This is a genomic window from Lysinibacillus sp. OF-1, assembly GCF_028356935.1.
GTDB classification, from domain to species: domain Bacteria; phylum Bacillota; class Bacilli; order Bacillales_A; family Planococcaceae; genus Lysinibacillus; species Lysinibacillus fusiformis_D.
On record NZ_CP102798.1, the window covers coordinates 1,516,896 to 1,541,240 of the forward strand.

28 protein-coding genes are annotated in these 24,345 nt (G+C 40.1%); 24 read left to right on the forward strand and 4 right to left on the reverse strand.

Annotation, left to right across the window (positions count from 1 at the left end):
* The first annotated feature begins 59 nt into the window (after positions 1-59).
* The 15 genes from NV349_RS07185 to NV349_RS07255 all read left to right on the forward strand — a co-directional run bounded on the left by NV349_RS07185 (position 60) and on the right by NV349_RS07255 (position 13,791).
* Entirely contained in the window at positions 60-833 is a 774-nt protein-coding gene (locus tag NV349_RS07185) for a CheR family methyltransferase (protein WP_036123217.1), read from the forward strand.
* 407 nt (positions 834-1,240) lie between these two features.
* The gene (gene aroC / locus NV349_RS07190) at positions 1,241-2,422 is read left to right on the forward strand and encodes a chorismate synthase (RefSeq protein WP_036123213.1); all 1,182 of its coding nucleotides are present in this window, start codon (positions 1,241-1,243) and stop codon (positions 2,420-2,422) included.
* 3 nt (positions 2,423-2,425) lie between these two features.
* Positions 2,426-3,517 carry a 3-dehydroquinate synthase gene (aroB, locus tag NV349_RS07195; RefSeq protein ID WP_249646078.1) on the forward strand — a complete coding sequence of 364 codons (1,092 nt, stop codon included), beginning with the start codon at positions 2,426-2,428 and terminating at the stop codon, positions 3,515-3,517.
* Positions 3,514-3,882 carry a chorismate mutase gene (gene aroH / locus NV349_RS07200; protein WP_036123206.1) on the forward strand — a complete coding sequence of 123 codons (369 nt, stop codon included), beginning with the start codon at positions 3,514-3,516 and terminating at the stop codon, positions 3,880-3,882. The genes aroB and aroH overlap by 4 nt, the downstream gene beginning before the upstream one ends.
* Positions 3,883-3,900: 18 nt before the next feature.
* On the forward strand, positions 3,901-5,001 hold the full coding sequence (hisC, locus tag NV349_RS07205; RefSeq protein WP_058844252.1) for a histidinol-phosphate transaminase: 1,101 nt from the start codon (positions 3,901-3,903) through the stop codon (positions 4,999-5,001).
* Positions 4,998-6,095, forward strand: a complete 1,098-nt coding sequence (locus tag NV349_RS07210) for a prephenate dehydrogenase (protein ID WP_249646080.1) — start codon at positions 4,998-5,000, stop codon at positions 6,093-6,095. Before hisC ends, NV349_RS07210 begins: the two co-directional genes overlap by 4 nt.
* Before the next feature lie 59 nt (positions 6,096-6,154).
* Positions 6,155-7,441 (forward strand): 3-phosphoshikimate 1-carboxyvinyltransferase, encoded by a 1,287-nt coding sequence (gene aroA, locus NV349_RS07215; protein ID WP_249646081.1) that lies wholly within the window; start codon positions 6,155-6,157, stop codon positions 7,439-7,441.
* Positions 7,442-7,536: 95 nt separating this feature from the next.
* Complete coding sequence (locus tag NV349_RS07220) at positions 7,537-8,805, forward strand: tetratricopeptide repeat protein (RefSeq protein WP_080717083.1); 1,269 nt, start codon at positions 7,537-7,539, stop codon at positions 8,803-8,805.
* A 14-nt stretch (positions 8,806-8,819) separates the two neighbouring features.
* Complete coding sequence (locus tag NV349_RS07225; protein ID WP_271912781.1) at positions 8,820-9,377, forward strand: ReoY family proteolytic degradation factor; 558 nt, start codon at positions 8,820-8,822, stop codon at positions 9,375-9,377.
* Positions 9,378-9,522: 145 nt separating this feature from the next.
* Positions 9,523-9,972: a YpiF family protein gene (locus tag NV349_RS07230; protein WP_036123190.1), complete on the forward strand. Its 450-nt coding sequence runs from the start codon at positions 9,523-9,525 to the stop codon at positions 9,970-9,972.
* 154 nt (positions 9,973-10,126) lie between these two features.
* Positions 10,127-10,633 carry a QcrA and Rieske domain-containing protein gene (locus NV349_RS07235; protein ID WP_036123187.1) on the forward strand — a complete coding sequence of 169 codons (507 nt, stop codon included), beginning with the start codon at positions 10,127-10,129 and terminating at the stop codon, positions 10,631-10,633.
* A 19-nt stretch (positions 10,634-10,652) separates the two neighbouring features.
* Entirely contained in the window at positions 10,653-11,327 is a 675-nt protein-coding gene (qcrB, locus tag NV349_RS07240) for a menaquinol-cytochrome c reductase cytochrome b subunit (RefSeq protein ID WP_036123184.1), read from the forward strand.
* Positions 11,328-11,368: 41 nt separating this feature from the next.
* Positions 11,369-12,142 carry a menaquinol-cytochrome c reductase cytochrome b/c subunit gene (locus NV349_RS07245; protein WP_036123182.1) on the forward strand — a complete coding sequence of 258 codons (774 nt, stop codon included), beginning with the start codon at positions 11,369-11,371 and terminating at the stop codon, positions 12,140-12,142.
* A gap of 317 nt (positions 12,143-12,459) precedes the next feature.
* Complete coding sequence (locus tag NV349_RS07250; protein ID WP_249646082.1) at positions 12,460-13,056, forward strand: lipoprotein heptaprenylglyceryl N-acetyltransferase LhaT; 597 nt, start codon at positions 12,460-12,462, stop codon at positions 13,054-13,056.
* Between the two features lie 60 nt (positions 13,057-13,116).
* A complete protein-coding gene (locus NV349_RS07255; RefSeq protein ID WP_058844265.1) occupies positions 13,117-13,791 on the forward strand; it encodes a zinc metallopeptidase in 675 nt (224 codons plus the stop codon).
* Between the two features lie 55 nt (positions 13,792-13,846).
* On the opposite strand, the gene NV349_RS07260 is transcribed toward NV349_RS07255, so the two are convergent.
* Complete coding sequence (locus NV349_RS07260) at positions 13,847-14,716, reverse strand: YitT family protein (RefSeq protein ID WP_004232676.1); 870 nt, start codon at positions 14,714-14,716, stop codon at positions 13,847-13,849.
* Positions 14,717-14,831: 115 nt separating this feature from the next.
* Here NV349_RS07260 and NV349_RS07265 point away from each other — a divergent pair, with 115 nt between their 5' ends.
* The 6 genes from NV349_RS07265 to NV349_RS07290 all read left to right on the forward strand — a co-directional run bounded on the left by NV349_RS07265 (position 14,832) and on the right by NV349_RS07290 (position 19,872).
* Positions 14,832-15,167, forward strand: a complete 336-nt coding sequence (locus tag NV349_RS07265; RefSeq protein ID WP_036124534.1) for a nucleotide pyrophosphohydrolase — start codon at positions 14,832-14,834, stop codon at positions 15,165-15,167.
* On the forward strand, positions 15,167-15,964 hold the full coding sequence (gene dapB, locus NV349_RS07270; RefSeq protein WP_058844256.1) for a 4-hydroxy-tetrahydrodipicolinate reductase: 798 nt from the start codon (positions 15,167-15,169) through the stop codon (positions 15,962-15,964). The genes NV349_RS07265 and dapB overlap by 1 nt, the downstream gene beginning before the upstream one ends.
* 19 nt (positions 15,965-15,983) lie before the next feature.
* Positions 15,984-16,388 carry a methylglyoxal synthase gene (mgsA, locus tag NV349_RS07275; protein ID WP_036124530.1) on the forward strand — a complete coding sequence of 135 codons (405 nt, stop codon included), beginning with the start codon at positions 15,984-15,986 and terminating at the stop codon, positions 16,386-16,388.
* A 33-nt stretch (positions 16,389-16,421) separates the two neighbouring features.
* A complete protein-coding gene (gene bshA / locus NV349_RS07280) occupies positions 16,422-17,567 on the forward strand; it encodes an N-acetyl-alpha-D-glucosaminyl L-malate synthase BshA (RefSeq protein ID WP_101966333.1) in 1,146 nt (381 codons plus the stop codon).
* Positions 17,554-18,723, forward strand: a complete 1,170-nt coding sequence (locus NV349_RS07285; protein WP_036124526.1) for a CCA tRNA nucleotidyltransferase — start codon at positions 17,554-17,556, stop codon at positions 18,721-18,723. Before bshA ends, NV349_RS07285 begins: the two co-directional genes overlap by 14 nt.
* 165 nt (positions 18,724-18,888) lie before the next feature.
* On the forward strand, positions 18,889-19,872 hold the full coding sequence (locus NV349_RS07290) for a biotin--[acetyl-CoA-carboxylase] ligase (RefSeq protein WP_036124524.1): 984 nt from the start codon (positions 18,889-18,891) through the stop codon (positions 19,870-19,872).
* Positions 19,873-19,918: 46 nt separating this feature from the next.
* Here NV349_RS07290 and NV349_RS07295 read toward each other — a convergent pair whose 3' ends face one another.
* Genes NV349_RS07295 through NV349_RS07305 form a run of 3 tightly spaced genes read right to left on the reverse strand, consistent with a single transcriptional unit; the run spans position 19,919 to position 21,671 of the window.
* On the reverse strand, positions 19,919-20,755 hold the full coding sequence (locus NV349_RS07295) for a DUF4097 family beta strand repeat-containing protein (protein ID WP_271912790.1): 837 nt from the start codon (positions 20,753-20,755) through the stop codon (positions 19,919-19,921).
* Positions 20,756-21,358, reverse strand: coding sequence for a DUF1700 domain-containing protein (locus tag NV349_RS07300; protein ID WP_036124520.1), 603 nt, complete (start codon positions 21,356-21,358; stop codon positions 20,756-20,758).
* Positions 21,351-21,671, reverse strand: a complete 321-nt coding sequence (locus NV349_RS07305; protein WP_036124518.1) for a PadR family transcriptional regulator — start codon at positions 21,669-21,671, stop codon at positions 21,351-21,353. The genes NV349_RS07300 and NV349_RS07305 overlap by 8 nt, the downstream gene beginning before the upstream one ends.
* Positions 21,672-22,099: 428 nt before the next feature.
* On the opposite strand from NV349_RS07305, the gene panB reads away from it, so the two are divergent.
* From panB to panD, 3 genes are read left to right on the forward strand one after another with little or no spacing between them, the layout of a single operon-like run.
* Entirely contained in the window at positions 22,100-22,939 is an 840-nt protein-coding gene (gene panB, locus NV349_RS07310) for a 3-methyl-2-oxobutanoate hydroxymethyltransferase (protein WP_271912793.1), read from the forward strand.
* On the forward strand, positions 22,936-23,790 hold the full coding sequence (panC, locus tag NV349_RS07315) for a pantoate--beta-alanine ligase (RefSeq protein ID WP_036124514.1): 855 nt from the start codon (positions 22,936-22,938) through the stop codon (positions 23,788-23,790). Before panB ends, panC begins: the two co-directional genes overlap by 4 nt.
* Positions 23,791-23,792: 2 nt before the next feature.
* Positions 23,793-24,176 (forward strand): aspartate 1-decarboxylase, encoded by a 384-nt coding sequence (panD, locus tag NV349_RS07320; protein WP_036124512.1) that lies wholly within the window; start codon positions 23,793-23,795, stop codon positions 24,174-24,176.
* The last annotated feature ends 169 nt before the right edge of the window (positions 24,177-24,345 follow it).

Consider the following 24,345-nt stretch of genomic DNA (forward strand, 5'->3'; position numbering starts at 1 on the left):
TCAGGATTGGGACTTTTCCGCTATAATGGAAATACGACGCTAGAGGGGAAGATGACCATATGTCTGATTATGAACAATTTATAGAAGGTATTAAGCGCAAAACAGGAATAGATTTAGCGTTATATAAAGAAGCGCAAATGAAAAGACGATTAACCTCTCTTTATGAGAAAAAGGGCTATCGTAATTTTGTAGACTTTCTAAAGGCACTTGAACAAGATCGTGATTTAATGAATGAATTTTTAGATCGTATGACGATTAATGTTTCTGAATTTTATCGCAATGGAAAGCGTTGGGAAGTATTACAAAAGAAAATCTTGCCGAAGCTATTACAAACAAATAAGCGTTTAAAAATTTGGAGTGCTGCTTGTTCAACAGGAGAAGAGCCATATTCTTTAGTAATGGTATTATCTCAATTGGTGCCTTTATCTCAAATTCAAATTATTGCTACTGATTTAGATGAGAATGTCATACAAAAAGCGAAATTAGGTGTTTATCCTGAACGTTCTTTAGCAGAGGTGCCAAGTGACATTAAAGCAAAGTATTTTGAACAAGAGGGCTCCTACTATCGAGTGAAGGATGAAATTAAGCGTTGTGTAACCTTTAAGAAACATAATTTACTGAATGATTCCTACGACAGCCATTATGATTTAATTGTTTGTCGCAATGTCATGATCTATTTCACAGAAGATGCAAAAGATCAAATTTATAATAATTTTAGTAAAGCCCTGCGCAAAGATGGTATTTTATTTGTTGGCTCAACAGAGCAAATTTTTAATCCAGCACGTTATGAATTTGATGTAGAGGACACGTTCTTCTATCGGAAAAATAGCTAATAATATGGATGAAAAGCTTTGTACAAATGACCAAAATAGTCTTGTACATATAGTAAGCAAGTATTAAACATAGATATTTCATACGCTTTTCGCTTATCATAAGCAAAGGCGTATTTTTTATAAAATTTAGCACTTCACTTTAGTAGTGCAACGAGTACTTTGTCAAATGCATGTTGTATCGAAGGCGAAACGTCAGCGGCAATTATGCTGTAGCGTAATGGATACAATTCAGCACGCCATTTCAGTAGTACACCGATTTCCTTTATAGACGTCGTTCAGAATATTCGCATTTAGAACGATGGAAATGGGGTGTACTGAAAAGACATTTGTAAAAGGACTGTTTTTTTAAAGAATATATGTTATAGTGAAAAATACATACTTTAGCGAGTTGAAGGGAGAAAGTGTTTATGCGTTACTTAACAGCAGGAGAGTCACACGGACCTCAATTAACGACAATTATTGAGGGTTTACCGTCACTCTTACCCATTACAGCAGAAAAAATTAATCATGATTTAAAACGACGCCAAGGAGGTCATGGACGGGGGCGCCGCATGCAAATCGAAACAGATACAGTAGAGATTGTTGCTGGTGTTCGACATGGTCAAACACTTGGCTCTCCTGTCGCACTAGTTGTAACAAATGATGACTGGAAGCACTGGACTAAAATTATGGGTGCTGAGCCATTAGCAGATGATATTAATCCTGAAGATATTAAGCGTCAAATTTCACGACCTCGTCCAGGTCATGCGGATTTAGTTGGGGGCATGAAATATGGTCACCGTGATTTACGCAATGTATTAGAGCGTTCTTCTGCACGTGAAACAACTGTGCGTGTAGCAGTCGGCTCTGTGGCAAAAGCTTTACTCAATGAATTAGGCATTTCCATTGTTGCACATGTGACTGAAATCGTAGGAATTAAGGCAGATACATCTGTACTAGAAGGAAAAACAACAGAAGAAATTCGTGCTATTGTCGAAGCAGATCCTTGTTACTGTGCTGACCCTGTAGCGTCTGCCAAAATGGTAGAGGCTATTGATGAGGCGAAAAAAGCTGGAGATTCTATCGGTGGTGTTGTAGAAGTCATTGTCGAAGGTATGCCAGCAGGTGTCGGCTCTTATGTGCATTATGATCGTAAGCTTGATGCGAAACTAGCAGCAGCCATGCTATCGATCAATGCATTCAAAGGTGTAGAATTTGGTCTAGGTTTTGAAATGGCACGACGTAAAGGCTCTGAAGTGCATGATGAAATTATTTGGTCTGAAGAAGAGGGCTACACACGAGCAACGAATCGACTCGGTGGCTTAGAGGGCGGTATGTCAACAGGAATGCCGATTGTCGTACGTGGTGTCATGAAACCAATTCCTACATTATACAAACCATTACAAAGTGTGGATATCGAAACAAAAGAGCCATTTAAAGCAAGCGTTGAGCGCTCTGATAGCTGTGCAGTACCCGCAGCATCTGTAGTTGCAGAACATGTTATTGCCTGGGAAATAGCGAATGCTATTTTGGAGCAATTTCATAGTGATCAACTACCTCAATTACAAGCTCAAATTGACGAGCATCGTCAATATACAAAGGGGTTCTGATTTATGCGTGTACCAGTTGCAACAAAATCGCATCAGTATGAAGTTGTTCTCGGTCATCAATTTCTAACTGAAGCTGTTCAAGCATTTGCAGATAAACTTCAAAAAGCAGATAAGCTGATCGTATTTACAGATAGCAATGTTTGGGCTGCACAGGGAGATTATTTCAAGGCAAATTTCCCATATGATTTTGAGGTTTTTATTTTACCTGGTGGTGAAGCTTGTAAAACCTTTGAACAATACAATGCTGCTCAAACATTTTTATTGGAACAAAAATGCTCGCGAAAATCATTTGTTTTTGCTTTTGGGGGTGGAGCTGTCGGCGATTTAACAGGCTTCGTTGCGGCAACCTATATGCGTGGAATTCCTTTTATTCAAATTCCAACGACCATTTTAGCCCATGATTCTGCAGTTGGTGGTAAAACAGCTATTAATCATCCGTTAGGAAAGAATATGATTGGTGCATTTTATCAGCCTGAAGGTGTTATTTACGATACGGCTCTTACCGAAAGCTTATCCGAACGTGAAGTGCGTTCAGGAACAGCAGAGTTAATTAAACATGCGATGATTTCTGATTCTATTTGGTTAGAGGAATTAATGACAGCTGATTCAGTGATTCATTTTAATCAAAATGAACTGGCCAAGCAGCTGAAAAAAGGAATTGAAGTGAAAGCTCAAATCGTAGCTCAGGATGAAACAGAGCAGTCCGTTCGGAAATTTTTAAACTTAGGCCATACATATGGACATGCCATTGAGGCGGCAGCTGGTTATGGCAAAGTAGCACATGGAGAAGCCGTAATGATGGGGTTGGTCTATAGCCTATTGTTAAGCGAGCGTTACGGAAAGCTGGAGCGAGCGTTCACCAAGACATTTTTACAGTTCGCAGTGAAAAATGGCTATCCATTTGAGCCTGTGAATGATTATTCATTTGAACAGTTAACTAGTTATTTAATGAAAGATAAAAAAGTGGAATATGGCATTTTACAGTTCGTTCTTTTGGAAGAGATAGGTAAACCTTTTGTGAGAGCCGTTGATTTAGAAGAATGCAGAGAAGTAGATGCCGAATATAGACAGTTATTAGCGGAGGTGCTTGTATGATTCGTGGACTTAGAGGAGCAATAACAATTGAATCGGACAGGCCAGAGCTTGTATGGGATGAGACAGCAAGATTAGTGCGTGAGGTTGTGGCAGCAAATCATGTGGAGATCGATGATATTGCATCAATCCTTATTTCTACAACGCCAGATATTACCTCTGCATTTCCTGCCCGTGCAGTACGCTTGATGGACGGCTGGCAATATGTCCCTGTTATGTGTACACATGAAATGGATGTGCCGAACGCTTTACCTTTATGTATTCGTGTATTAATTCATGCGAACGTAGAGGTAGCCCAAAAAGATGTAAAGCACTTGTATCTCAACGATGCAGTGAAATTAAGACCAGATTTGGCGCAGGCTAAATAAGTAGAGGAGATGTTTTAGATGAAGTGGAAACAACAATTGGACGGTATGCAAGCATATAAGCCAGGGAAACCAATTGAAGAAGTACAACGTGAATACGGCTTAAAGGAAGTCATTAAATTGGCATCGAATGAAAATCCGTTTGGGTGCTCACCTAAGGTAACAGCTTATTTACAAAATAATGCAGTGAATCATGCCCTTTATCCAGATGGCTATGCACAAAATTTACGTACAGCTGTTGCGGATCATCTAGGTGTCAAGGAAACACAGCTTCTTTTTGGCAACGGCTCTGATGACATTATTGCTATTATTACGCGTGCACTGTTGTATCCAGGAGTAAATACGATTATGGCGGATCCTTCCTTCTCTCAATACTGGCACAACGCTGAAATTGAAGGTGCTGAGGTACGAAAAATTCCTTGTGTTGAAGGTGCCCACGATTTAGATAGCATGGCAGCTGCAATTGATGACCAAACATCGATTGTTTGGGTATGTAGTCCAAATAATCCTACAGGAGTTGTCATACCTGATACGGCATTACGTGCTTTTCTTGCAAAAGTACCAAGCGATGTCCTTGTCGTGTTGGATGAAGCTTACATTGAATATGTAACACATCCTGGCCATAAGGATACGTTACCAATCATTGATGAATATCCGAATGTACTTTTATTACGTACATTTTCTAAAGCCTATGGACTAGCTTCATTCCGTGTTGGCTATGCGATTGGGCAAGCTGGCGTTATTGCTAAGCTTGATCCTGTTCGCGCACCATTTAATAATACAATCTTAAGTCAAGCTGTGGCAGCTATTGCACTCAGCGATCAAGCTTACATTGAAGCATGTCGTGAAGCCAATGAAAACGGCAAAAAGCAATATGTAGAATTCTGTGAAAAGCATAATTTAAAATACTTCCCATCTGATACGAACTTTATTTTCTTTGATACTCAAGCTGATAGTGATGTTGTCTTCCAAGAGCTGATGAAAAGAGGCTTTATTGTCCGCAGTGGCAATGCTCTAGGATTACAAGGGTTTATCCGTGTCACAATTGGTACAGAGGCACAAAATGCAGCATTACTTAGCCAGCTTGACGAAGTATTAACACAGCAAGGAGTATTTGCATGACACGCAAAGTACTCGTTATTGGGCTAGGCTTAATCGGCGGTTCGATTGCCCTTGCTTTGCAAAAAGCACCCGAAACAAAAATTATTGGCTATGATATGGATACACAAACACGTGAGCATGCAAAAACATTAAATATTGTGCATGAGATTGTTACAGATCCGCAGGCTGTTGCGGCAGATGTCGATATCATTATCTTTGGTACACCTGTTAATGCAACACTTGTGTGGATGGAGCAATTAAAATCATGGCCATTAAAAAATAAAGTCATTATAACAGATACTGGGAGTACAAAAAAATTAATTATGCAAAAGGCCAGCGAATTACGTGAGCTTGGCATTACATTCATTGGTGGACATCCAATGGCAGGTTCTCATAAAAGTGGTGTGTTGGCTGCAAAGGCGCATCTTTTTGAAAATGCGTATTATATGCTGACGCCGCTTGCTGGAGAAGAAATCGTTCATATGGCTAAGCTTGAAAGTTTGCTAAAATTTACACATGCAAAAGTAGTCAGTGTATCTGCGAGTGAACATGACCATATGACAGCTGTGGTGAGTCATTTTCCACATGTTATCGCAGCCTCACTGGTCCATCAATTAGGTGAGGAAAATGGAGAATACCCGATGACACGCTCGCTTGCAGCAGGCGGTTTTCGTGATGTTACACGAATTGCTTCCTCGAACCCCGTTTTATGGCGAGATATTACGCTACAAAATCGTGAGGAGCTACTTACTCAGTTAGAAGGCTGGGAAAAAGAAATGACTCGCATTAAGGAACTGCTGACGGATGGTTCTTCACAGGCTATTGAAAACTATTTTTCTGTTGCCAAAGAGCTGAGAGATGAATTGCCGATTAGTGCAGGGGCCATGTATACGCCATTTGACTTATATGTTGATGTTCCTGACTATCCAGGCGTTATTTCAGAAGTGACGGGCTTGTTAGCGGATGAAGCGATCAGTATTACGAATCTACGAATCGTTGAATCACGTGAAGATGTTTTCGGTATTCTCGTTATTAGCTTCCAAAGCGAAAATGATCGCGAACGTGCTGCGTCATGTATCCAACAACGAGCAAATTTCGAAACGTATATTTCATAGCATAAGAAAGCGTCGGTATTTCGGCGCTTTCTATCTTCATATTGAAGGGAAGAAAGTTTATGAGTGAAAAAATTTTGCAATACAATAAGCCTTCTTTACAGGGCACTTTAACCATTCCAGGCGATAAATCTGTATCCCATCGTTCTGTCATGTTTGGAGCCATTGCTAGCGGGACAACGACAGTAGAGGGCTTTTTACTAGGGGAAGATTGTTTAAGTACAATCGATTGCTTCCAGAAGCTTGGCGTTCAAATTGAGGTCGAAGGAACTAATGTAACGATTCATAGTCCTGGCATGGATGGCTGGCAGGAGCCAACAGACGTGTTGTATACGGGTAACTCTGGCACAACAACACGCTTAATGTTGGGTATTTTAGCTGGTTCTTCGGTTCATTCCGTGATGACGGGAGATGCATCTATCGGCAAACGACCAATGCGACGTGTGATAGACCCACTGCGTCAAATGGGTGCTCATATTACAGGGCGTGCTGACGGGCAGTACACACCCCTTGCTATACAAGGTACAAAACTACAGGCCATCGATTACAAGATGCCTGTAGCAAGTGCACAAGTGAAATCTGCTATTTTACTAGCAGGCTTGCGTGCTGAAGGAACAACGATTGTTAGAGAAATGGAAGTTTCAAGAGATCACACAGAGCGAATGCTGCGACAATTTGGTGCACAGGTAGAAGTAGACAATGGCGTTGTCTCCATTGAAGGCGGACAGTCTCTCAGCGGGACACATGTTGCTGTTCCAGGGGATATTTCCTCGGCAGCCTTCTTCTTAGTGGCAGGAGCCATTTGTGAGCATAGTCACGTAACATTAAATAATGTTGGTATTAACCCAACGCGTGATGGCATTGTCGAGGTACTTGAAAAAATGGGCGCAACAATGACCGTGACACCGAATGAGGATAATCAAGCTGAACCTACAGCAACCATTCAAATGGCCACATCTACTTTAACAGGCACAACAATTGAGGGGGACATTATTCCTCGTTTAATTGATGAAATTCCGATCCTTGCCTTACTCGCTACGCAAGCACATGGTCAAACAATCATTAAAGATGCTGAGGAGCTAAAAGTGAAGGAAACGGATCGCATCACGGCGGTTGTAACTGAATTGAAAAAGCTAGGTGCACAAATAGAAGCAACAGAAGATGGAATGATCATTAATGGACCAACACCATTAAAAGGTGCAAGTCTTCGCACATACGGCGATCATCGAATTGGTATGATGGGGGCTGTTGCAGCTCTAATTTCGGATGGAGCCGTAACATTAGATGATGCACAATGCATTGCTGTATCCTACCCATCGTTCTTTGAACATATTGAGGCAGTGAAATAACAATTCAAGATAGACTCTCCAGCTTTTGGGGAGTTTTTTCTTGTTTCAATGGTAAATGTTTTGTAGCATAAAGGTATCAATGAAAGAATAGGTGAATGACTGTGAACAATGCGATGACTGAAATGATGCAAGCACTTGAACAAGGGGACTTAGCATTAATAGATCAGCTACTAGAATCATTTTTAACGAAGGAGCTACCTGAGGAGATTTATGCACTCGCTGAGATTTTTATGCAGTATGGGTACATGAAAGAAGCTGACCGTGTGCTGGAGCATTTACAATTTTTATTCCCAGAAGAGGCACAGTTAAAAATAGATCGTGCAAATGTATTAATGGAGCTTGGTGATGAAGATGAAGCATTGGATTTATTATTAGAAATCGAAGAAGCATCACCAGAATATCCGCAAGCCTTATTAGTTCTAGCCGATTATTATCAAATGCAGGGGTTATTTGAGGTTGCAGAAAAACGTATAAATGAAGCATTAGCGATTTTACCTGACGAGCCGTTATTACATTTTGCTAAAGCAGAACTTTTATTTGAAACAGGTCGTTTTTTAGAAGCTGCAAGGTTGTACGAAGACTTATATGAGCAGCAAAATGAATTTGCAGGTATTCAACTTGTTGAACGATTGGCAGAGGTGTATCGTGCAGGGGCTGCCTATGAAACGGCTTTTGATTATTATGTCAAGGCCCTTGAGGATGAGGTAAAGCCAGATATTTTATTTGGAGCGGCTTATTCCGCTTTCCAATCACAAAAGTACGAGATGGCTATTAAACAACTAGAGGAATTGAAAGAATTAGATCCGGATTACTTCTCAGCCTATTTATTGCTTGCGGAAAGCTATGCTATGACAGAGGATAATAAAAAAGCTTATGGGGCCATTCAAGAGGGGCTAAAACGCGATGAATATGATAAATCATTGTATTTATTTGCTGGTAAAATGGCGTTGAAAAATGGTTTGCCAGAAGAAGCGGAGCAACATCTGCGAGAAGCTATAGCGTTGGATCCTGAGTACATGGAGGCGGTATTAGCCCTTATTTCTGTGTTGGGACAACAGGAGCGTCATGAGGATGTTATCGAATTATTTGAAACGCTACAGCAAAATGATTTTGAATGGAGCACATTATATCCATTTGCAGCAGAGGCATATGAAAATTTAGAATTGTACGACCGTGCATACGAATTTTACCGTTTGGCATATAATGATTTTAAGGAAGACGCAACATTTTTAGAAAAATATGTTTACTTCTTATTAGAGGAAGGAAAACGTTCAGAGGCAAAAGAGGTTCTTGGACAATTAATCAACATTCAACCGGGTGAACCAGAGTGGCAAGAGAAGTTAGAAGCCTTAGAATTTGAGTAAAGGAGGGAGTGGGTATGACTGCTTCTGTATCAGTTGTTGATAAAAAAGCATTTGTTCGATGGTTTTTAAAAAATTATCAATTGAAACGTCGTGAGTGTGTATGGATTTTAAATTATTTATTAAGCAATGATGACTTACTAAAAAGAATCCGATTTGTGGAAGAAGCTCACTATTGTCCTAGAGCGATGGTGATGTCGACAGTAGACTCAACAGGTGTACCTTTTCGTTTCTACAAAGGCAATGTGATGACAGCAGATGCTGAGAAGTCTTTCCATGATTTACGCTTACATGAACAAGAAGATATGTATATACAATTGAATTTTCCAAATATACCACCAAGTGCACAATACTTAGCAGTTCTCGAAGAAAACCCTTATATGCCAGAAACACTGCTAGTCAGTGAAAAAGATCGTTTACTGGCAGAAGAGCTGCTTTCCAATAGCTTACTCGTATTCCAAGAAGAAAAATTACTCGCACAAATTGATGAAGCCCTCGACCAGGGAGATGAAGAACGCTTTTATGAATTGTCTAATTTGTTACAAGCATTAAAGGGAACGGCTAATTTACGTTAATCATAGGTAAAAATTGAATGTCCTTTATCCACTTCAATATGGTAACATTACTAGTGAATGAATGATTGTTTTCACTTTTAATTGGGTATCCTATTTTAGAGTGGATAAGGGCATTTTTATTTTGCGATAAAAGGAGGTTTGTTGAATGTATTTTAATGCAAACGATGTGACATCGTTTCTGGCACAGAAGGATTTCATTGATACCGCTATTGTTCCACTTGTATCCATCGATCTCTCTTCTGAAAAAATGAAACAGAGTGGTGCCGAAGTAGATTTTGTTATGTCTTTAACTTCGTTTATAGAGCAACAGTTCAAAGGCCGTTTATTAGTTATGCCACCATTTTCTTATATGACAAATTTAAAAAACGATGAATTTCCACAGCAATTAGAAGCACAATTACATAATGCTGGATTTAAGCATGTGTTCTTCATTACTTGTGACCACTATTGGACAAAGAGTGAAGAGAAAGTCAATATAGTTTGGTTACCAGCTATTCCGTTAGAGAGCATGGATGCAAGTGTGAAAAAATCTATTTTAGAAGATCAATTACGCCAGGTGATTCCAATGCTTTCGACTAAATGGGCACAGATTTAACAATTAGTTTCAATAAATGTTCACATTCTCCAGCTTTCCACAGAATGCTATATTGACCAAGCTATGGACTTGATATATCATATATATGTCCTAGTATTACTATTTGTAAAAGTATGTCCGTTGGACTGACCTTTAAGTTAGAGGGGGGAAAATAATGAGTAATAATCGAGTTTCACGTCGTCAATTTCTAAGTTATACTCTTACTGGTGTAGGTGGATTTATGGCGGCAGGTATGTTAATGCCGATGCTTCGCTTTGCAATTGATCCAGTGTTACAAAAGCATGATGGTGGAGATTTTGTAGAAACAGAGCATAAAATCGCTGACCTCACTGAAGAGCCTGTCAAAGTTGACTTTTCATTCGAGCAAGTGGATGCATGGTACAAATCGAATGTTACAAACGTAGCGTGGGTTTATAAAAATGGCGATCAAATCATTGCTCTATCACCTGTTTGTAAGCATTTAGGATGTATGGTTGATTGGAGTGGAGATTCTGGACACCCAGATCAATTCTTCTGCCCATGTCACGCAGGTCGTTACGAGAAAAACGGGAAAAACGTTGCAGGTACACCGCCTCTAGGTCCGTTGGATGAATTTGAAGTACAAGAAAAAGATGGCTATTTAATGATTGGTCCAGCAAAAGCAAATACTCTAGTTAAATAAGTAAGGGGGTACGACAACAGTGCTAAATAAAATTTATGATTGGGTCGATGAACGCCTAGATATTACACCGATTTGGCGTGATATTGCCGACCACGAAGTGCCAGAGCACGTTAACCCTGCACATCATTTTTCAGCATTCGTTTATTGCTTTGGTGGATTAACATTCTTCATCACAGTAATTCAAATTCTATCTGGTATGTTCCTAACAATGTACTATGTACCAGACGTTGTGAATGCCTGGAAATCAGTTTATTATTTACAAAACGAAGTAGCATTTGGTGAAATCGTACGCGGTATGCACCACTGGGGAGCTTCATTAGTTATCGTAATGATGTTCTTACATACACTTCGTGTATTCTTCACAGGTTCTTATAAAAAACCTCGTGAGTTAAACTGGATGGTTGGTGTAGGTATTTTTGGTGTAATGATGGGTCTTGGCTTTACAGGATACTTATTACCATGGGATATGAAAGCATTATTCGCTACTAAAGTAGGTATCGAAATTGCTGCATCTGTACCGTTTATCGGTGGGATGATTAAAATATTATTAGCGGGTGACACTACGATTCTTGGTGCTCAAACGTTAACTCGATTCTTTGCGATTCATGTATTCTTCTTACCTGCAGTATTGTTTGGGTTACTTGCAGCGCACTTTATCATGATTCGTCGTCAAGGAATTTCAGGACCGTTGTAATTGTCTTGACGGTTCGATGATCTTTAAAAGGAGGGGACACTATGCATCGCGGAAAAGGAATGAAATTTGTCGGCGATTCTCGTATTAAAGCGAATCACAGAATGCCGAATGTTCCAAAGGATTATTCCGAATATCCAGGTAAGACGGAAGCTTTCTGGCCGAACTTCTTACTGAAGGAATGGATGGTAGGTGCTGTATTTTTAATTGGATACTTATTATTAACTGTCGCTCACCCGTCACCACTTGAAGGGCCGGCAGATCCAACTAGAGCATATACACCGCTACCGGACTGGTACTTCTTATTTATGTATCAACTTTTAAAATACTCATTTGCTTCTGGTCCATACAATGTAATCGGAGCTATTGTAATTCCAGGTCTTGCATTTGGAGCGCTATTATTAATGCCATTTTTAGACAAGGGTCCAGAACGTCGTCCATCTAAACGTCCATTACCAACAGCGTTCATGTTATTAACTTTAGCTGCTATGTTCTACCTAACTTGGGAGTCAGTTGTTAACCACGACTGGGAAGCTCAAAAAGCTATGGGTGCGATTGTAGAAACAGTTGAGTTCGATAAAGAATCAGAAGGTTATAAAGTTTACGCTGGTTCAGCATGTATTACATGTCACGGTGAAGGTTTAGAAGGTGGAGCTGGAGCGCCTACTCTAATGAACACAGGTTTAACTGCTGATCAAATTAAGGACATTGCTCATAACGGTACTGAGAGCGGTAAAATGCCACCAGGATTATGGACAGGTTCAGATGAAGATCTTCAAAAACTTGCTGAATTCATCGAAAGTTTAAAAGCAGAGTAATAGTAAAAGAGTCAGGGAACTGGCTCTTTTTTTCTACCTTGTTATACTATTGGGACTGAGAGCCAAGTTAAAAGGTTCCCTGGTATAAGAATTTTTAGCGAAAAATGTCGAAAAATATTATTTTGTCTGGATTCAGCAAGTATTAGTTGTATCGAAAGTGAAGCATCAGCGGCAAAATTAATGGGACAAATAAGCGCATTAAATCAACAAACTAACACATATTGATGGTGAGGAACAATTGAAATGTAGAGGGATTGCTCTAGGATTTCAGAACAATACATAACGAATGTTTTTTAAGAACGGAAGGAGTTGACTTCATGCAACTAACAAGAGCAAATATTTGGTATCTTCTGACCCATAAATCATTCTTATTAGCACTGCTCATTATTAATCTATTAGGGACAATTTACGGCTATTATTGGTACGGTTGGCAGCTGGCTATTACCAAGCCGATTTTTTATATTTTTGTTCCTGATAGCCCGACAGCTAGCCTATTCTTCTGTTTTGTGCTGATAGCATGGATTATAGGAAAAAGCTGGCCACTAATGGAGGTGCTCGCTCTCGTTACATTGGTGAAGTATGGTCTTTGGGCAGATGTTATGAATATTTGGACATTGATTGAAACTGGTACCATTGGCTGGCAGGGCTGGATGTTAGTTGGATCGCATTTTGCTATGGCAGTCCAAGCTATACTTTATTTGAAGAAGTATGTCTTCACTTATTGGCATGTAGCTATAGCAGCAGTGTGGACATTGCATAATGATGTCATTGACTATGTGTTTGGTCAAATGCCTATGTATCGAGATTTAGCTCAATACACAAGCTATATTGGTTACTTTACGTTTTGGTTATCCATTGCGTGTATTTTTCTTGCGATTTTCTCAATTAGGCAGCGCAAATATTTGCCGAATTAAGGTATAAATTATAGAATTATAGTATTGAGGTAGAAAGGGGTTAGAAAATTGTCAACTAGCATGTATATTGTTTATTTTGCCATTATTATGCTGCTCCCACTTTATGCACAGATGAAGGTAAAGGGGACGTATAAGAAGTTTGCAAAACAACGTACAATGAAGGGGCAGACTGGTGCAGAGGTAGCGCGTGCGATTTTAGATGCGAACGGCTTATATGATGTACGAGTTGTGCCAACGCAAGGTGTGTTGTCTGATCATTATAATCCGGCAACAAAAACAGTTGCTTTATCAGAAAGTAACTTTTATGAAGCGAGTGTTGCAGGTGCTGCGGTTGCTGCCCATGAGGTAGGTCACGCCATCCAACATAAAGAAGCTTATTCTATGCTTACATTACGTAGTAAGCTCGTTCCCGTAGCAAATATTTCGTCTAATATGTCTTGGATTTTTGTAATGATTGGTATTTTTGCAAGTAGTACGAATTTCTTGCTGTTAGGTATCATATTATTAGCAGCAGGTGTTGTTTTCCAATTAGTGACACTGCCAGTGGAATTCGATGCTTCAAAGCGTGCCTTAGTTCAAATGAATTCATTAGGTATTGTTACAAATGAAGAAGAACGTCCGGCACGAAAAGTGTTAAGTGCAGCAGCGCTAACATATGTAGCGGCGGCAGCAGTAGCCGTACTTGAGTTATTACGTTTAGTGTTAATTTTTACAAATATGCGTAGCGACGACTAAGAAAAAACTTGTTATAGTGGTACACCACTATAGCAAGTTTTTTATCTTCGTATGCTTAATGCAGTGGCTGCTTTTGATCGTCTAAGGTGAAGCCTTCCCCAGCCACATCTCGTACTTCTATAATGGAAACAAAGGCGTGCGGGTCGACTTCATGCACAATTGATTTTAATCGTACAACTTCATTGCGGCCAATGACACAATAGATCACTTCTTTAGGCTGTTTGGTAAAATGACCATGACCTTCTAAGATCGTTATCCCTCGCTCCATTCGTAGCGCGATCGTTTCAGCAATTGCACCAGACTTTTCAGATATAATAAGAGCACCACGTGCAGCGTAGGCACCTTCTTGGACAAAGTCAATAACACGAGCACCTACAAATACAGCAACTAGTGTATACATCATCGATCGAGCATCTAAGAACGTTAGCCACGAAAGGATGATGACAATGGCATCGAAGACAAACATAGTTTTCCCCATACTCCAGCCAAAATATTTATGACCAAGCCGAGCCAAAATATCGACTCCACCTGTAGTGCCGCCAAAGCGAAAAACAATACCAAGTCCAAGTCCGACGAAGACACCAGCAAAAAGTGCCACAAGTAACATGTCATCCTCTAAATGAATGGTAAATTGGTATTTTTGAAAAATCTTTAGAAAAAGAGAGACAGATAAAGTGCCGACAAGTGTATAGACAAATGATTTCTTTCCAAGCAATCGATAACCTATGATAAACATGGGAATATTTAATAATAGGTTCATTAAGGCGGGGTCCCATCCTAATGTAAAGTACAGTATGAGTGTAATCCCACTTAGCCCACCTTCACCCAGCTGATTTTGGATGTTGAAGTGAACAAAGCCGAAGCTAAAAACGGCGGCTCCGAGCATAATTGCGATAATATTACGAATTTTAATCTGTTTTAGCATTTGACCTCCTGTAGTTCCAAACAAATGAAGTAATGTTATCTATTATCTGACATTTTATTGGTTTTGACAACAATGGTGTAAATTTTATAGGATGGTAAATAGGAGCGTGATGATAATGACAGATCAATTAACAATGCAAGCATTGCAACAGCGTGTTGATGATTATATAGGACAATTTAAAGAAGGCTATTTCCCACCATTTGAGCTACTTGCGCGTTTAACAGAAGAATTAGGTGAACTGTCACGTGAGGTTCAGGATGTATATGGCCAAAAAAAGAAAAAAAGCACAGAGGACACAAATAGCATTGAAGAAGAGCTAGGAGATTTTCTCTTTGTACTAGTATGTTTTGCAAATGCACAAGGTATTAAACTAGATGAAGCACTTTTACGCGTCATACATAAATTTGAAACTAGAGATAAGGATCGTTGGACTAGAAAGGATGAAGAATGATGTCGATTCGTGTAGCCATTGCGGGTGCAAGAGGAAAAATGGGGGCTGAGGCTGTACATACGGTCATGAAACATGACAAAATGGAATTAGTAGCTGTACTAGATTATAAGGAAGTAGGAAAAACATTAGCTGATTTAGACATGTTTCCAGCAAGCTATACGGTACCTATATTTACTGAAATGCATGACCTTGTAGAAGTCACTGCACCAGATGTATTAGTAGATTTAACCAACCCACATGCAGTCTATAAGCATACTAAGGAAGCATTGAATTTAAATGTACGACCTGTAATTGGTACAACAGGATTTACAGATACACAACTAGAAGAATTATCAGCCATGGCCAAAGAAAAAGAGTTGGGTTGCATTATTGCACCAAACTTTGCGATTGGCGCTATCCTAATGATGAAATTTGCAAAAGAAGCGGCCAAATACTTACCAGATGTAGAGGTTATTGAAATGCACCATGATCAAAAGCTCGATGCACCATCTGGGACAGCGTTAAAAACAGCACAGCTAATACAAGAGGCCCGTATGCAAAAGACTCAAGGACACCCAGAGGAAAAGGAAACCATTAAAGGTGCAAGAGGTGGAGACTTTGATGGCATGCGCATTCACTCCGTTCGTTTACCTGGTTTAGTGGCACACCAGCAAGTATTATTTGGAGGAGATGGGCAGCTACTGACGATTCGCCATGATTCATTAAACCGAAACTCCTTCATGTCAGGCGTTGCATTTTGCATAGAAGAGGTTATGAAAATGGATCAGCTTGTTTATGGTTTAGAAAACATCATCTAAAGATTGGGATGGAAGCTATATGAAAATCGCATTGATTGCACATGATCGTAAAAAAGACAATTTAGTACAGTTTGCTATTGCTTACAAAGATATTTTACTTGAACATACGCTATATGCTACTGGAACAACGGGACAACGTGTCATTGAAGCTACTGGTTTAGAAGTCACACGTTTTCGTTCGGGGCCGCTTGGTGGCGACCAACAAATTGGTGCTATGATTGCCAATAACGATATGGACATGGTTATTTTTTTCCGTGATCCATTAACAGCACAACCACATGAGCCAGATGTTTCTGCACTTATCCGTCTTTGTGATGTTTACCAAGTGCCACTGGCAACAAATATGGGAACAGCAGAAATATTATTAAAAGGCCTACAAGAGGGCTTTGTGGATTGGAGACTGATACAAGAAAGACGTAACTAATAAAAGACGTGATTTAGAAAGGATGATCATCGAATGAAAAAGCTAAAAATCGGCATTACCTGTTATCCTACAGTTGGTGGCTCTGGTGTCATTGCAACAGAATTAGGCAAAATGCTTGCAGAAAGAGGACATGAAATTCATTTCATCACCTCAAGCGTACCATTTCGATTGAATAAAATTTATCCAACCGTCTTTTTCCATGAAGTCGAAGTTAATAATTATTCAGTGTTTCAATATTCTCCATACGATATTGCATTAGCGAGTAAAATGGCAGACGTCATTAAGGATGAAGAGTTGGATGTGTTGCATGTGCATTATGCCATCCCACATGCGGTATGTGCGGTATTAGCACGTGAAATGAGTGGTCGAGATGTTGGCATCGTCACAACCCTTCATGGCACAGATATATCGGTGCTTGGGCAAGATTCTACGTTGTCACAAGCCATTAAGTATGGAATTGATAAATCTGATATTGTGACAACGGTGTCACATGCATTAAAAGAACAAACCTATGAATTGATTGATACAGTAAAACCAATTGAAACGATTTATAACTTTGTGGATGAGCGTGAGTACTATCCTCGTAATTCAGGAAATTTAAAAGAGCAATTTGGTATTCAAGAAGATGAAAAAGTGCTTATTCATGTGTCAAACTTCCGTAAAATTAAGAATCTTCCGGATATTATAGATGCCTTTATGAAAATTCGGGCTAATATGAAGGCGAAACTCTTATTGGTAGGAGATGGTCCAGAAAAGCATCGTGTCATGGATCAAGTAAAGGAAAGTCTGTATATGAAGGATGTTTTATTTTTAGGGAAACAGGAAAATTTAGCAGAATTATATGCGATTAGCGATATGAAACTACTACTTTCACAGCAGGAATCGTTTGGACTGGTTTTATTAGAAGCAATGGCTTGTGGCGTACCTTGTATTGGGTCAAATGTAGGCGGTATACCAGAAGTTATTGAACATGGTGTAGATGGCTATATTGTGGAATTAGGGGACACAGATGCAGTTGCAGCGTATGCGACCCATTTACTGCAGGATGAAGAGCTATTATTGCGTTTCCGGGAAGCGGCCATCCGTGCAGTAGATAACAAATTCCACTCATCTAAAATTGTTGAACAATATGAAAAAATGTATGAGAAGGTTGCGGAAAGAAATCATGCAAAACAATAAAGAATGGCAGGCAGCCTATTCAGTCATTGAACAACTAGAACAGGCTGGCTATGAGGCAGTTATTGTGGGTGGCGCTGTAAGGGATACTTTACTTAATCGCCCAGCTCATGATGTAGATGTTGCTACAAATGCCTTGCCTGAAGAAGTGAAATCGGTATTTCCACGAACTGTAGATATTGGGATTCAGCATGGGACGGTACTTGTTATCGTACCCGCTGGACCTGTTGAAGTGACTACCTATCGGACAGACGGGGAATACACGGATCACCGTCGTCCAGAAAAAGTACAATTTGTACGTTCACTGCAAGAAGATTTACAACGTCGAGACTTTACGATGAATGCCATTGCAATGCGTCTTGATGGCTCTTATGTGGATTATTACGGTGGTTACCAAGATATTGAAAAGCATATGATTCGAGCAGTAGGAGATGCACAACAACGTTTTTCAGAAGACGCTTTACGCATGCTGCGAGCGGTACGCTTTTCAGCACAGCTTGATTTTGCCATAGCAGCAGATACAATGTCTGCGATTCAAACTAGAGCATCTGATATTGCTTTTATCGCAAGGGAACGGATCAAAGCAGAGCTCGATAAGCTATGGGTAGGACAAGCAGTTTTTGGTGGTATTCAAAAATTAGAGGAAAGTGGTTTGGCTGCCTATTTACCAGGTGACTTTCAGGCTGAGTATTGGCGTGGCTTTCATACAGAGGACAAGCTCTTGGGCTGGGCTTATTTTGCCTTACTGCAAGGGACAGATTGGCGAGAGATAGTGAGAGATTACCGCCTATCTAATAAAGAAATGGCGTTTGTCAAATCGGTTTTGAGCGCATATGAAGCGTTAAAAGAGGGATGGACAAATACCCATTATTTTATGTACACAGCACAAGAGTTAGAGGCTGCCCAATATTTTGCACGGCTTCGCCAATTGGACGCAGCGCTACCACAGCTGTCTATTCGAGAATTACAGGCAATGCTGCCCATTCAGCAAAAGCAAGATTTAGTGGTGAATGGGGCGGATTTATTAAAATGGTCTGGAAAAAAGGGTGGACCATGGCTAAAAGATGCATTGGAGGACATGTTGAGCGCTATTATTCATCATGAACTCCAAAATGATCGACAACAGATTAAAAACTGGCTAGAGCAGCACTATTTCTAGGAAAGCGGGGCTGACTTATGGCTAACACAATATACAACAAGCAGCCGTCTCAGAAACATGGGACGGCTTTTATCTTTGGTGGTCATTTAGACTGATTTACAGTATGATAAAGACAAAATAGGTTACATAAAAAATAGCATAGTTGACTAAAGGATTGATGTGAAGATGACAATTTCCATGAAAGACGAAATTTTAAAAAGAATACTGGCTGCTGATGGTGAAGCAGTTTCAGGTCAGGAATTAGCAGATTCTTTGGGTGTCTCTCGGACGGCTGTCTGGAAGCATATGCAGACATTGCAGGAGGAAGGGTATACATTTGAAACCATCAAGAAAAAGGGGTATGTATTGACGGGTGTACCTAATAGCTTGAATCCAACCCAAATTGAGCTCTTTTTAAAGACAGCGCATTTTGGACGTGAAATCCATTATTATGATGTGGTAGATTCTACACAAACGATTGCGCATAAGCTAGCTCAAGAAGGAGCCCCACACGGTACGATCATTATTGGTGAGGAACAAACAGCGGGGCGTGGCCGTATGGCGCGTCCTTGGGAATCTGCACATGGTACTGGGATTTGGATGACCATTATTGTACGACCTGATGTTACCCCCCAACAGGCATCCTCCTATACACTTGTGGTGGCAGTAGCAGTTACAATGGCTATCAAAACATTATATAAGCATGTAGAACCAGCCATTAAATGGCCCAACGATTTATTAATTAATGGCAAAAAATGTACAGGTATTTTAACGGAGATGCAGGCAGAGGCTGATCTTGTGCAAGCTTTACTTGTTGGGATTGGCATAAATGCGAACCAAGCAGCAGCTGATTTTTCACCTGATATAGCAGATATAGCTACTTCATTACGATTAGAGGCTGGAGAAGAAATCAACCGCGCAGCCCTTGTGGCATCTATCTTGCACTATTTAGAACAATTTACAGAGTTATATGTGAAAGAGGGCTTCGCGAGTATCAAAACGCTATGGCAGCAATTATCCTGTACAATTGGTCAACGTATAGAGGTGAAGACATTACGTGAACGTTTTGAAGGGATTGCTAGTGGAATTACAGATGATGGCGTTTTACAGCTTACTCAGGACAATGGGATAATCCGAACGATTTATGCAGGGGACATTAAAATATTATAGAAAAGAAGCTGCAAGGAATTTTTCTTGCAGCTTCTTGAATTCAACTTTACTTCAGTGATACATCTAAATCACCATGTGATAAGGAAACATGCAGTTGATGGTCACCATTAGTTACTTGCGTCACCTTGCCACTTTGTTCTTCACCATCCATCGTAATATCACCGAAACTAGTTTTTAAGTCATAGCCTAAATCACTTTGTTTGTTTTGTAAGTGAAGTGTCATATCGCCAAAGCTAGAAGAAATGGTGGATTGACCATTTAATGTACCATCTATAGTGATGTCACCATGCTCACTTTCAATGCTAATGCCGTTACTAGCATATTGTTGGAGCGTCAAATCACCAAAGGACTGTGTAATCTCTGTTTTGTCACCAGTCGTGTTAGTGAAGGTAATATCTCCGTAATCTTGCATGAGTTGAAGCTCCTCATAATGTAATCCACGAACAGCTGTATCACCAAAATCACTGTCTATTACAACTGACTCTACTTTTGTATCTTTCGGGACATAGAGCTTGATAGAGGGAGAAGAAAAGTTATTAAAGCCAAATTGAAAACCATCCCTTTTCTTCGCCTTTGTTTCAATCGTTAAAACACCATTGTCTATATGATAGGTTACGTCTTGCTGCTCAAAGACCTGTGTCTCTAATCTATAGTCGTTATCTCTCGCAATAATTTCAATATCTCCATAGTCATTCACTATATTAATACTTGTAAACGTATCTAACTCATGTGATTGACTCACTAGATTTGTATGGCTTGGGACGTGAAGACCGTCGGCATCTTTGAAAATAAGCCAGCGACCGCCCGAAAAATAACCAACCAATGCAAGTAAAATACCTAATGCAATCATTGTCATGGCGATAAGGGTATTTTTAGATGTCATTTAGAAGCCCCCTTTCCGTTTTTTCGTTATTTTGTGGAATAGTCTTCCTAATGCTTCAACAGAAACAAGAACCGTTTTCTTAATAAAACGTGTGACAAAAGGAAAGAGTAGGACACCTAAGCCCGTTACAACCAATCCCGCACCCATAAAGAGCAGTGCAGTAGGCCAATGCTCTGTTAAAATCAAGAAGCCTGAAATAAGGGCTACGATGCCACCAGCAAAAATACTAATGACTGTCGCGATAATAGCCAGGATCAAGCTGACGATGACTGCGCCGAATGAAAAAATAAGTGCAATAGCTGTTGCCAGTAATGGCAGTGAAAGTGGCGCAGACAATATGGCTAGAATAATGAGCCAAATGGCTGACATATTCTTTTTCGTTGATTTGGCTGAGGAGGTTTCCAAATCCTTTAGTGCGAAATCAGCTAATATTTGTGAGGCGACATGAGAAGGGGAGCCAAGTTGCGACATGACCTGTTGCTCATTTTCCTCTCCAGCTTCCGCAAAGTATTCTTCATAATAAGTAAGTGCAGCATCTAACTCATGCGCAGGAAGCCGACGTAATTTTCCTCGTAGCTGTTTCAAATAGCTTGCTCTATCCATCTAAATTCCCTCCTAAAAGTACACAATCAACCTTTTCCTTATACACTTGCCATTCTTTTAATAGCTCTAATAATCGTATACGTCCTTGCTCTGTAATTTGATAATAGCGTCTATTTCTACCTTGATAGGGCTGATCGTATGTTGTTAAGTAATGTGCTTTTTGTAAGCGGCGTAATACTGGGTACAGTGTAGACTCCGAAATCTCCATGACCGATTGTACTTGCTGTGTTAAAGAATAGCCATAGGCGTCCTCTTTATCGACGATAGCCAATACACAAGCATCAAGTAAAGCTGAACCAAGCTGAAATGTCATCTCTCCACCTCACATATAGTACCTATACTTCATTTTATATTATATGACGTATAGTATGTGGATAGTATATGACGTATAGCATTAATTGTCAATTCTAATAAAAGATAAATTTTACCAATGTCGTTAAACGATGATATTGTAAAAAAATAATATTTGAAGATTAGTAGGAGAATCTGTTATAGTATGAGCTGAAGGGCAGTATCCATTGTGAACGGCACCTTCAAAAGCGCAAGATCCCATATTAACCAATATCTGCCTTGATCTTTTTAGACAGGGACGGAAGAAAACGATACGTTCAAATAGCTTTCTTTTTGTAAGCTATTGCCTCTTGATGAGGTTTTTCCAATGAACGAAACACTACCCTTCTGTCCTTTTTCGGCACAGAGGGGTTTTTCTGTTTTCTTCCCTTAAAAAAGGAGGACTACAACATGAAAACGACGACAGATTTTTTAAAGATGAAAGCAGCAGGCGAAAAAATCGTAATGGTGACGGCCTATGATTATCCGGCTGCTACATTCGCTGAAGACGCTGGTGTCGATATGATACTGGTCGGTGATTCACTTGGAATGGTCGTGCTTGGCTATGATTCTACAATGCCAGTGACTGTAGCGGATATGATTCATCATGCTAAAGCGGTTCGACGTGGAGCAAAGGATACGTTTATGGTCGTGGATATGCCATTCGGTTCTTATCATGGCGATGTCAATGAAACATTAACAACAGCCATTGCGATGATGCAACAAACTGGGGCTGATGCCTTAAAGGTAGAGGGAGCGGGTGAGGTTATTGCTGTCATTCGTAAATTAACATCAGCTGGTATTCCTGTCGTTGCTCATTTAGGTTTATTGCCACAGTCAGCAGGGGTGCTAGGCGGTTATAAAGTACAAGGAAAAACGGCTGAACAGGCTGCCACGTTAATTGAAGAAGCAAAACAATGCGAAGAAGCGGGTGCTTGTGCAGTCGTATTAGAATGTATCCCTCACCAGCTGACTGAGGTTGTCTCCGCTAGTTTAATGATTCCGACCATTGGCATTGGTGCAGGAGTAGAAGCTGATGGACAAGTGCTGGTGTATCATGACATGTTAAGCTACGGCTCACATCATGTGCCGAAGTTTGTTCAACAATTTGCCGATATGGGCAAAGAAGCAAGCGCTGGCATGGTTCGCTATGTTGAAGCTGTGAAAGCAGGTACTTTCCCTGCACCAAAGCATTTCTTTACGATGAAAGAAGAAGCATTAGATAAGTTATATGGGGGCGTCCAAGCATGAGAGTCGTAACTACCATACAAGCATTAGCTGAAGAAATAAACGCAGCCAAGCAGGCTCATCAAACCATTGGACTTGTTCCGACGATGGGCTATTTACATGAAGGTCATTTAACATTGGCACAAACAGCTCGTGCTGAAAATGATGTAGTCGTTATGAGTATATTCGTCAACCCAACACAATTTGGACCAAATGAAGATTTTGAAAGCTATCCTCGTGATTTACCTAGAGATACTGCATTGGCACAGTCTGTTGGTGTTGATATTATGTTTGCACCAAGTGTGGAAGAAATGTATCCCCACGATGGTGGCATCCGTATACAGGCTGGTGAGCAAGCAACCATTCTTTGTGGTGCGAGTCGTCCAGGCCATTTTGATGGCGTGTTACAGATTGTCTCGAAATTATTTCACTTAGCACAACCAACTCGGGCTTATTTTGGACAAAAGGATGCACAGCAAGTTGCCATTATTGCAACGATGGTACGTGATTTTAATTTCCCATTAGAAATACGTGTTGTCCCAATTGTCCGTGAGGAAGACGGTTTAGCGAAATCTTCTCGCAATGTCTATTTAAGTGAGACAGAGCGACAGGAGGCCCCAGCCATCTATGAAGCATTACAATTGGCACGTGATAGCTTTCTAGCGAATGGTGATGCTGTGCGTGCACTGGCTAAAGCAAAAGCTCATATTCATGCACGAACGCATGGTCAGATTGACTATATCCAAATATTAGCTTACCCAGATTTAACACCCGTGACTGCTACGACACAGCAAGCTCTGTTGGCAGCAGCTGTCTATATAGGTAAAACACGCTTAATCGATAATTGTATCTTTACTGTGAAAGAAGGACTGTAAATATGTTACGTATGATGATGAATAGTAAAATCCACCGTGCAACAGTGACACAGGCGGATTTAAATTACGTCGGCTCCATAACAATTGATGAAGATATTTTAGATGCAGTAGGTATGCTAGCAAATGAAAAAGTACATGTCGTGAATAATAATAATGGTGCTCGTTTTGAAACATATATCATTGCTGGTGAACGAGGTTCAGGCGTAATTTGTGTGAATGGTGCAGCAGCGCGACTTGTGCAACGTGGTGATATTGTGATCATTATTTCCTATGTCTATGTGGATAATCATGAAGCCAAAGAGCATAAACCAACAGTGGCCATTATGGGAGAGGGCAATACTATTAAAGAAATGATTGCACATGAGCCAGAAGCAACAGTGATGTAGTGAAGTGAGTAGCATTCATTAAGATGGACGCAGCAATTTATAATTTGATATTAGATAGGAGGATGGCAAAGTATAGCCGATCCTCCTTTTTTCTGTATTCGTATCCATTACAAAAGTTTTGGAAAAATTTTTCTTTTCTTATTATTAAACTAGTTTTAAGATTATAATT

Excerpts from the sequence above, each read along its gene's own strand:
- NV349_RS07185 (WP_036123217.1), top strand. The coding sequence starts at position 60 with ATGTCTGATTATGAACAATTTATAGAAGGTATTAAGCGCAAAACAGGA.
- aroC (WP_036123213.1), top strand. The coding sequence starts at position 1,241 with ATGCGTTACTTAACAGCAGGAGAGTCACACGGACCTCAATTAACGACA.
- aroB (WP_249646078.1), top strand. The coding sequence starts at position 2,426 with ATGCGTGTACCAGTTGCAACAAAATCGCATCAGTATGAAGTTGTTCTC.
- aroH (WP_036123206.1), top strand. The coding sequence starts at position 3,514 with ATGATTCGTGGACTTAGAGGAGCAATAACAATTGAATCGGACAGGCCA.
- hisC (WP_058844252.1), top strand. The coding sequence starts at position 3,901 with ATGAAGTGGAAACAACAATTGGACGGTATGCAAGCATATAAGCCAGGG.
- NV349_RS07210 (WP_249646080.1), top strand. The coding sequence starts at position 4,998 with ATGACACGCAAAGTACTCGTTATTGGGCTAGGCTTAATCGGCGGTTCG.
- aroA (WP_249646081.1), top strand. The coding sequence starts at position 6,155 with ATGAGTGAAAAAATTTTGCAATACAATAAGCCTTCTTTACAGGGCACT.
- NV349_RS07220 (WP_080717083.1), top strand. The coding sequence starts at position 7,537 with ATGACTGTGAACAATGCGATGACTGAAATGATGCAAGCACTTGAACAA.
- NV349_RS07225 (WP_271912781.1), top strand. The coding sequence starts at position 8,820 with ATGACTGCTTCTGTATCAGTTGTTGATAAAAAAGCATTTGTTCGATGG.
- NV349_RS07230 (WP_036123190.1), top strand. The coding sequence starts at position 9,523 with ATGTATTTTAATGCAAACGATGTGACATCGTTTCTGGCACAGAAGGAT.
- NV349_RS07235 (WP_036123187.1), top strand. The coding sequence starts at position 10,127 with ATGAGTAATAATCGAGTTTCACGTCGTCAATTTCTAAGTTATACTCTT.
- NV349_RS07245 (WP_036123182.1), top strand. The coding sequence starts at position 11,369 with ATGCATCGCGGAAAAGGAATGAAATTTGTCGGCGATTCTCGTATTAAA.
- NV349_RS07250 (WP_249646082.1), top strand. The coding sequence starts at position 12,460 with ATGCAACTAACAAGAGCAAATATTTGGTATCTTCTGACCCATAAATCA.
- NV349_RS07255 (WP_058844265.1), top strand. The coding sequence starts at position 13,117 with ATGTATATTGTTTATTTTGCCATTATTATGCTGCTCCCACTTTATGCA.
- NV349_RS07260 (WP_004232676.1), bottom strand. The coding sequence starts at position 14,716 with ATGCTAAAACAGATTAAAATTCGTAATATTATCGCAATTATGCTCGGA.
- NV349_RS07265 (WP_036124534.1), top strand. The coding sequence starts at position 14,832 with ATGACAGATCAATTAACAATGCAAGCATTGCAACAGCGTGTTGATGAT.
- dapB (WP_058844256.1), top strand. The coding sequence starts at position 15,167 with ATGTCGATTCGTGTAGCCATTGCGGGTGCAAGAGGAAAAATGGGGGCT.
- mgsA (WP_036124530.1), top strand. The coding sequence starts at position 15,984 with ATGAAAATCGCATTGATTGCACATGATCGTAAAAAAGACAATTTAGTA.
- bshA (WP_101966333.1), top strand. The coding sequence starts at position 16,422 with ATGAAAAAGCTAAAAATCGGCATTACCTGTTATCCTACAGTTGGTGGC.
- NV349_RS07285 (WP_036124526.1), top strand. The coding sequence starts at position 17,554 with ATGCAAAACAATAAAGAATGGCAGGCAGCCTATTCAGTCATTGAACAA.
- NV349_RS07290 (WP_036124524.1), top strand. The coding sequence starts at position 18,889 with ATGACAATTTCCATGAAAGACGAAATTTTAAAAAGAATACTGGCTGCT.
- NV349_RS07295 (WP_271912790.1), bottom strand. The coding sequence starts at position 20,755 with ATGACATCTAAAAATACCCTTATCGCCATGACAATGATTGCATTAGGT.
- NV349_RS07300 (WP_036124520.1), bottom strand. The coding sequence starts at position 21,358 with ATGGATAGAGCAAGCTATTTGAAACAGCTACGAGGAAAATTACGTCGG.
- NV349_RS07305 (WP_036124518.1), bottom strand. The coding sequence starts at position 21,671 with ATGACATTTCAGCTTGGTTCAGCTTTACTTGATGCTTGTGTATTGGCT.
- panB (WP_271912793.1), top strand. The coding sequence starts at position 22,100 with ATGAAAACGACGACAGATTTTTTAAAGATGAAAGCAGCAGGCGAAAAA.
- panC (WP_036124514.1), top strand. The coding sequence starts at position 22,936 with ATGAGAGTCGTAACTACCATACAAGCATTAGCTGAAGAAATAAACGCA.
- panD (WP_036124512.1), top strand. The coding sequence starts at position 23,793 with ATGTTACGTATGATGATGAATAGTAAAATCCACCGTGCAACAGTGACA.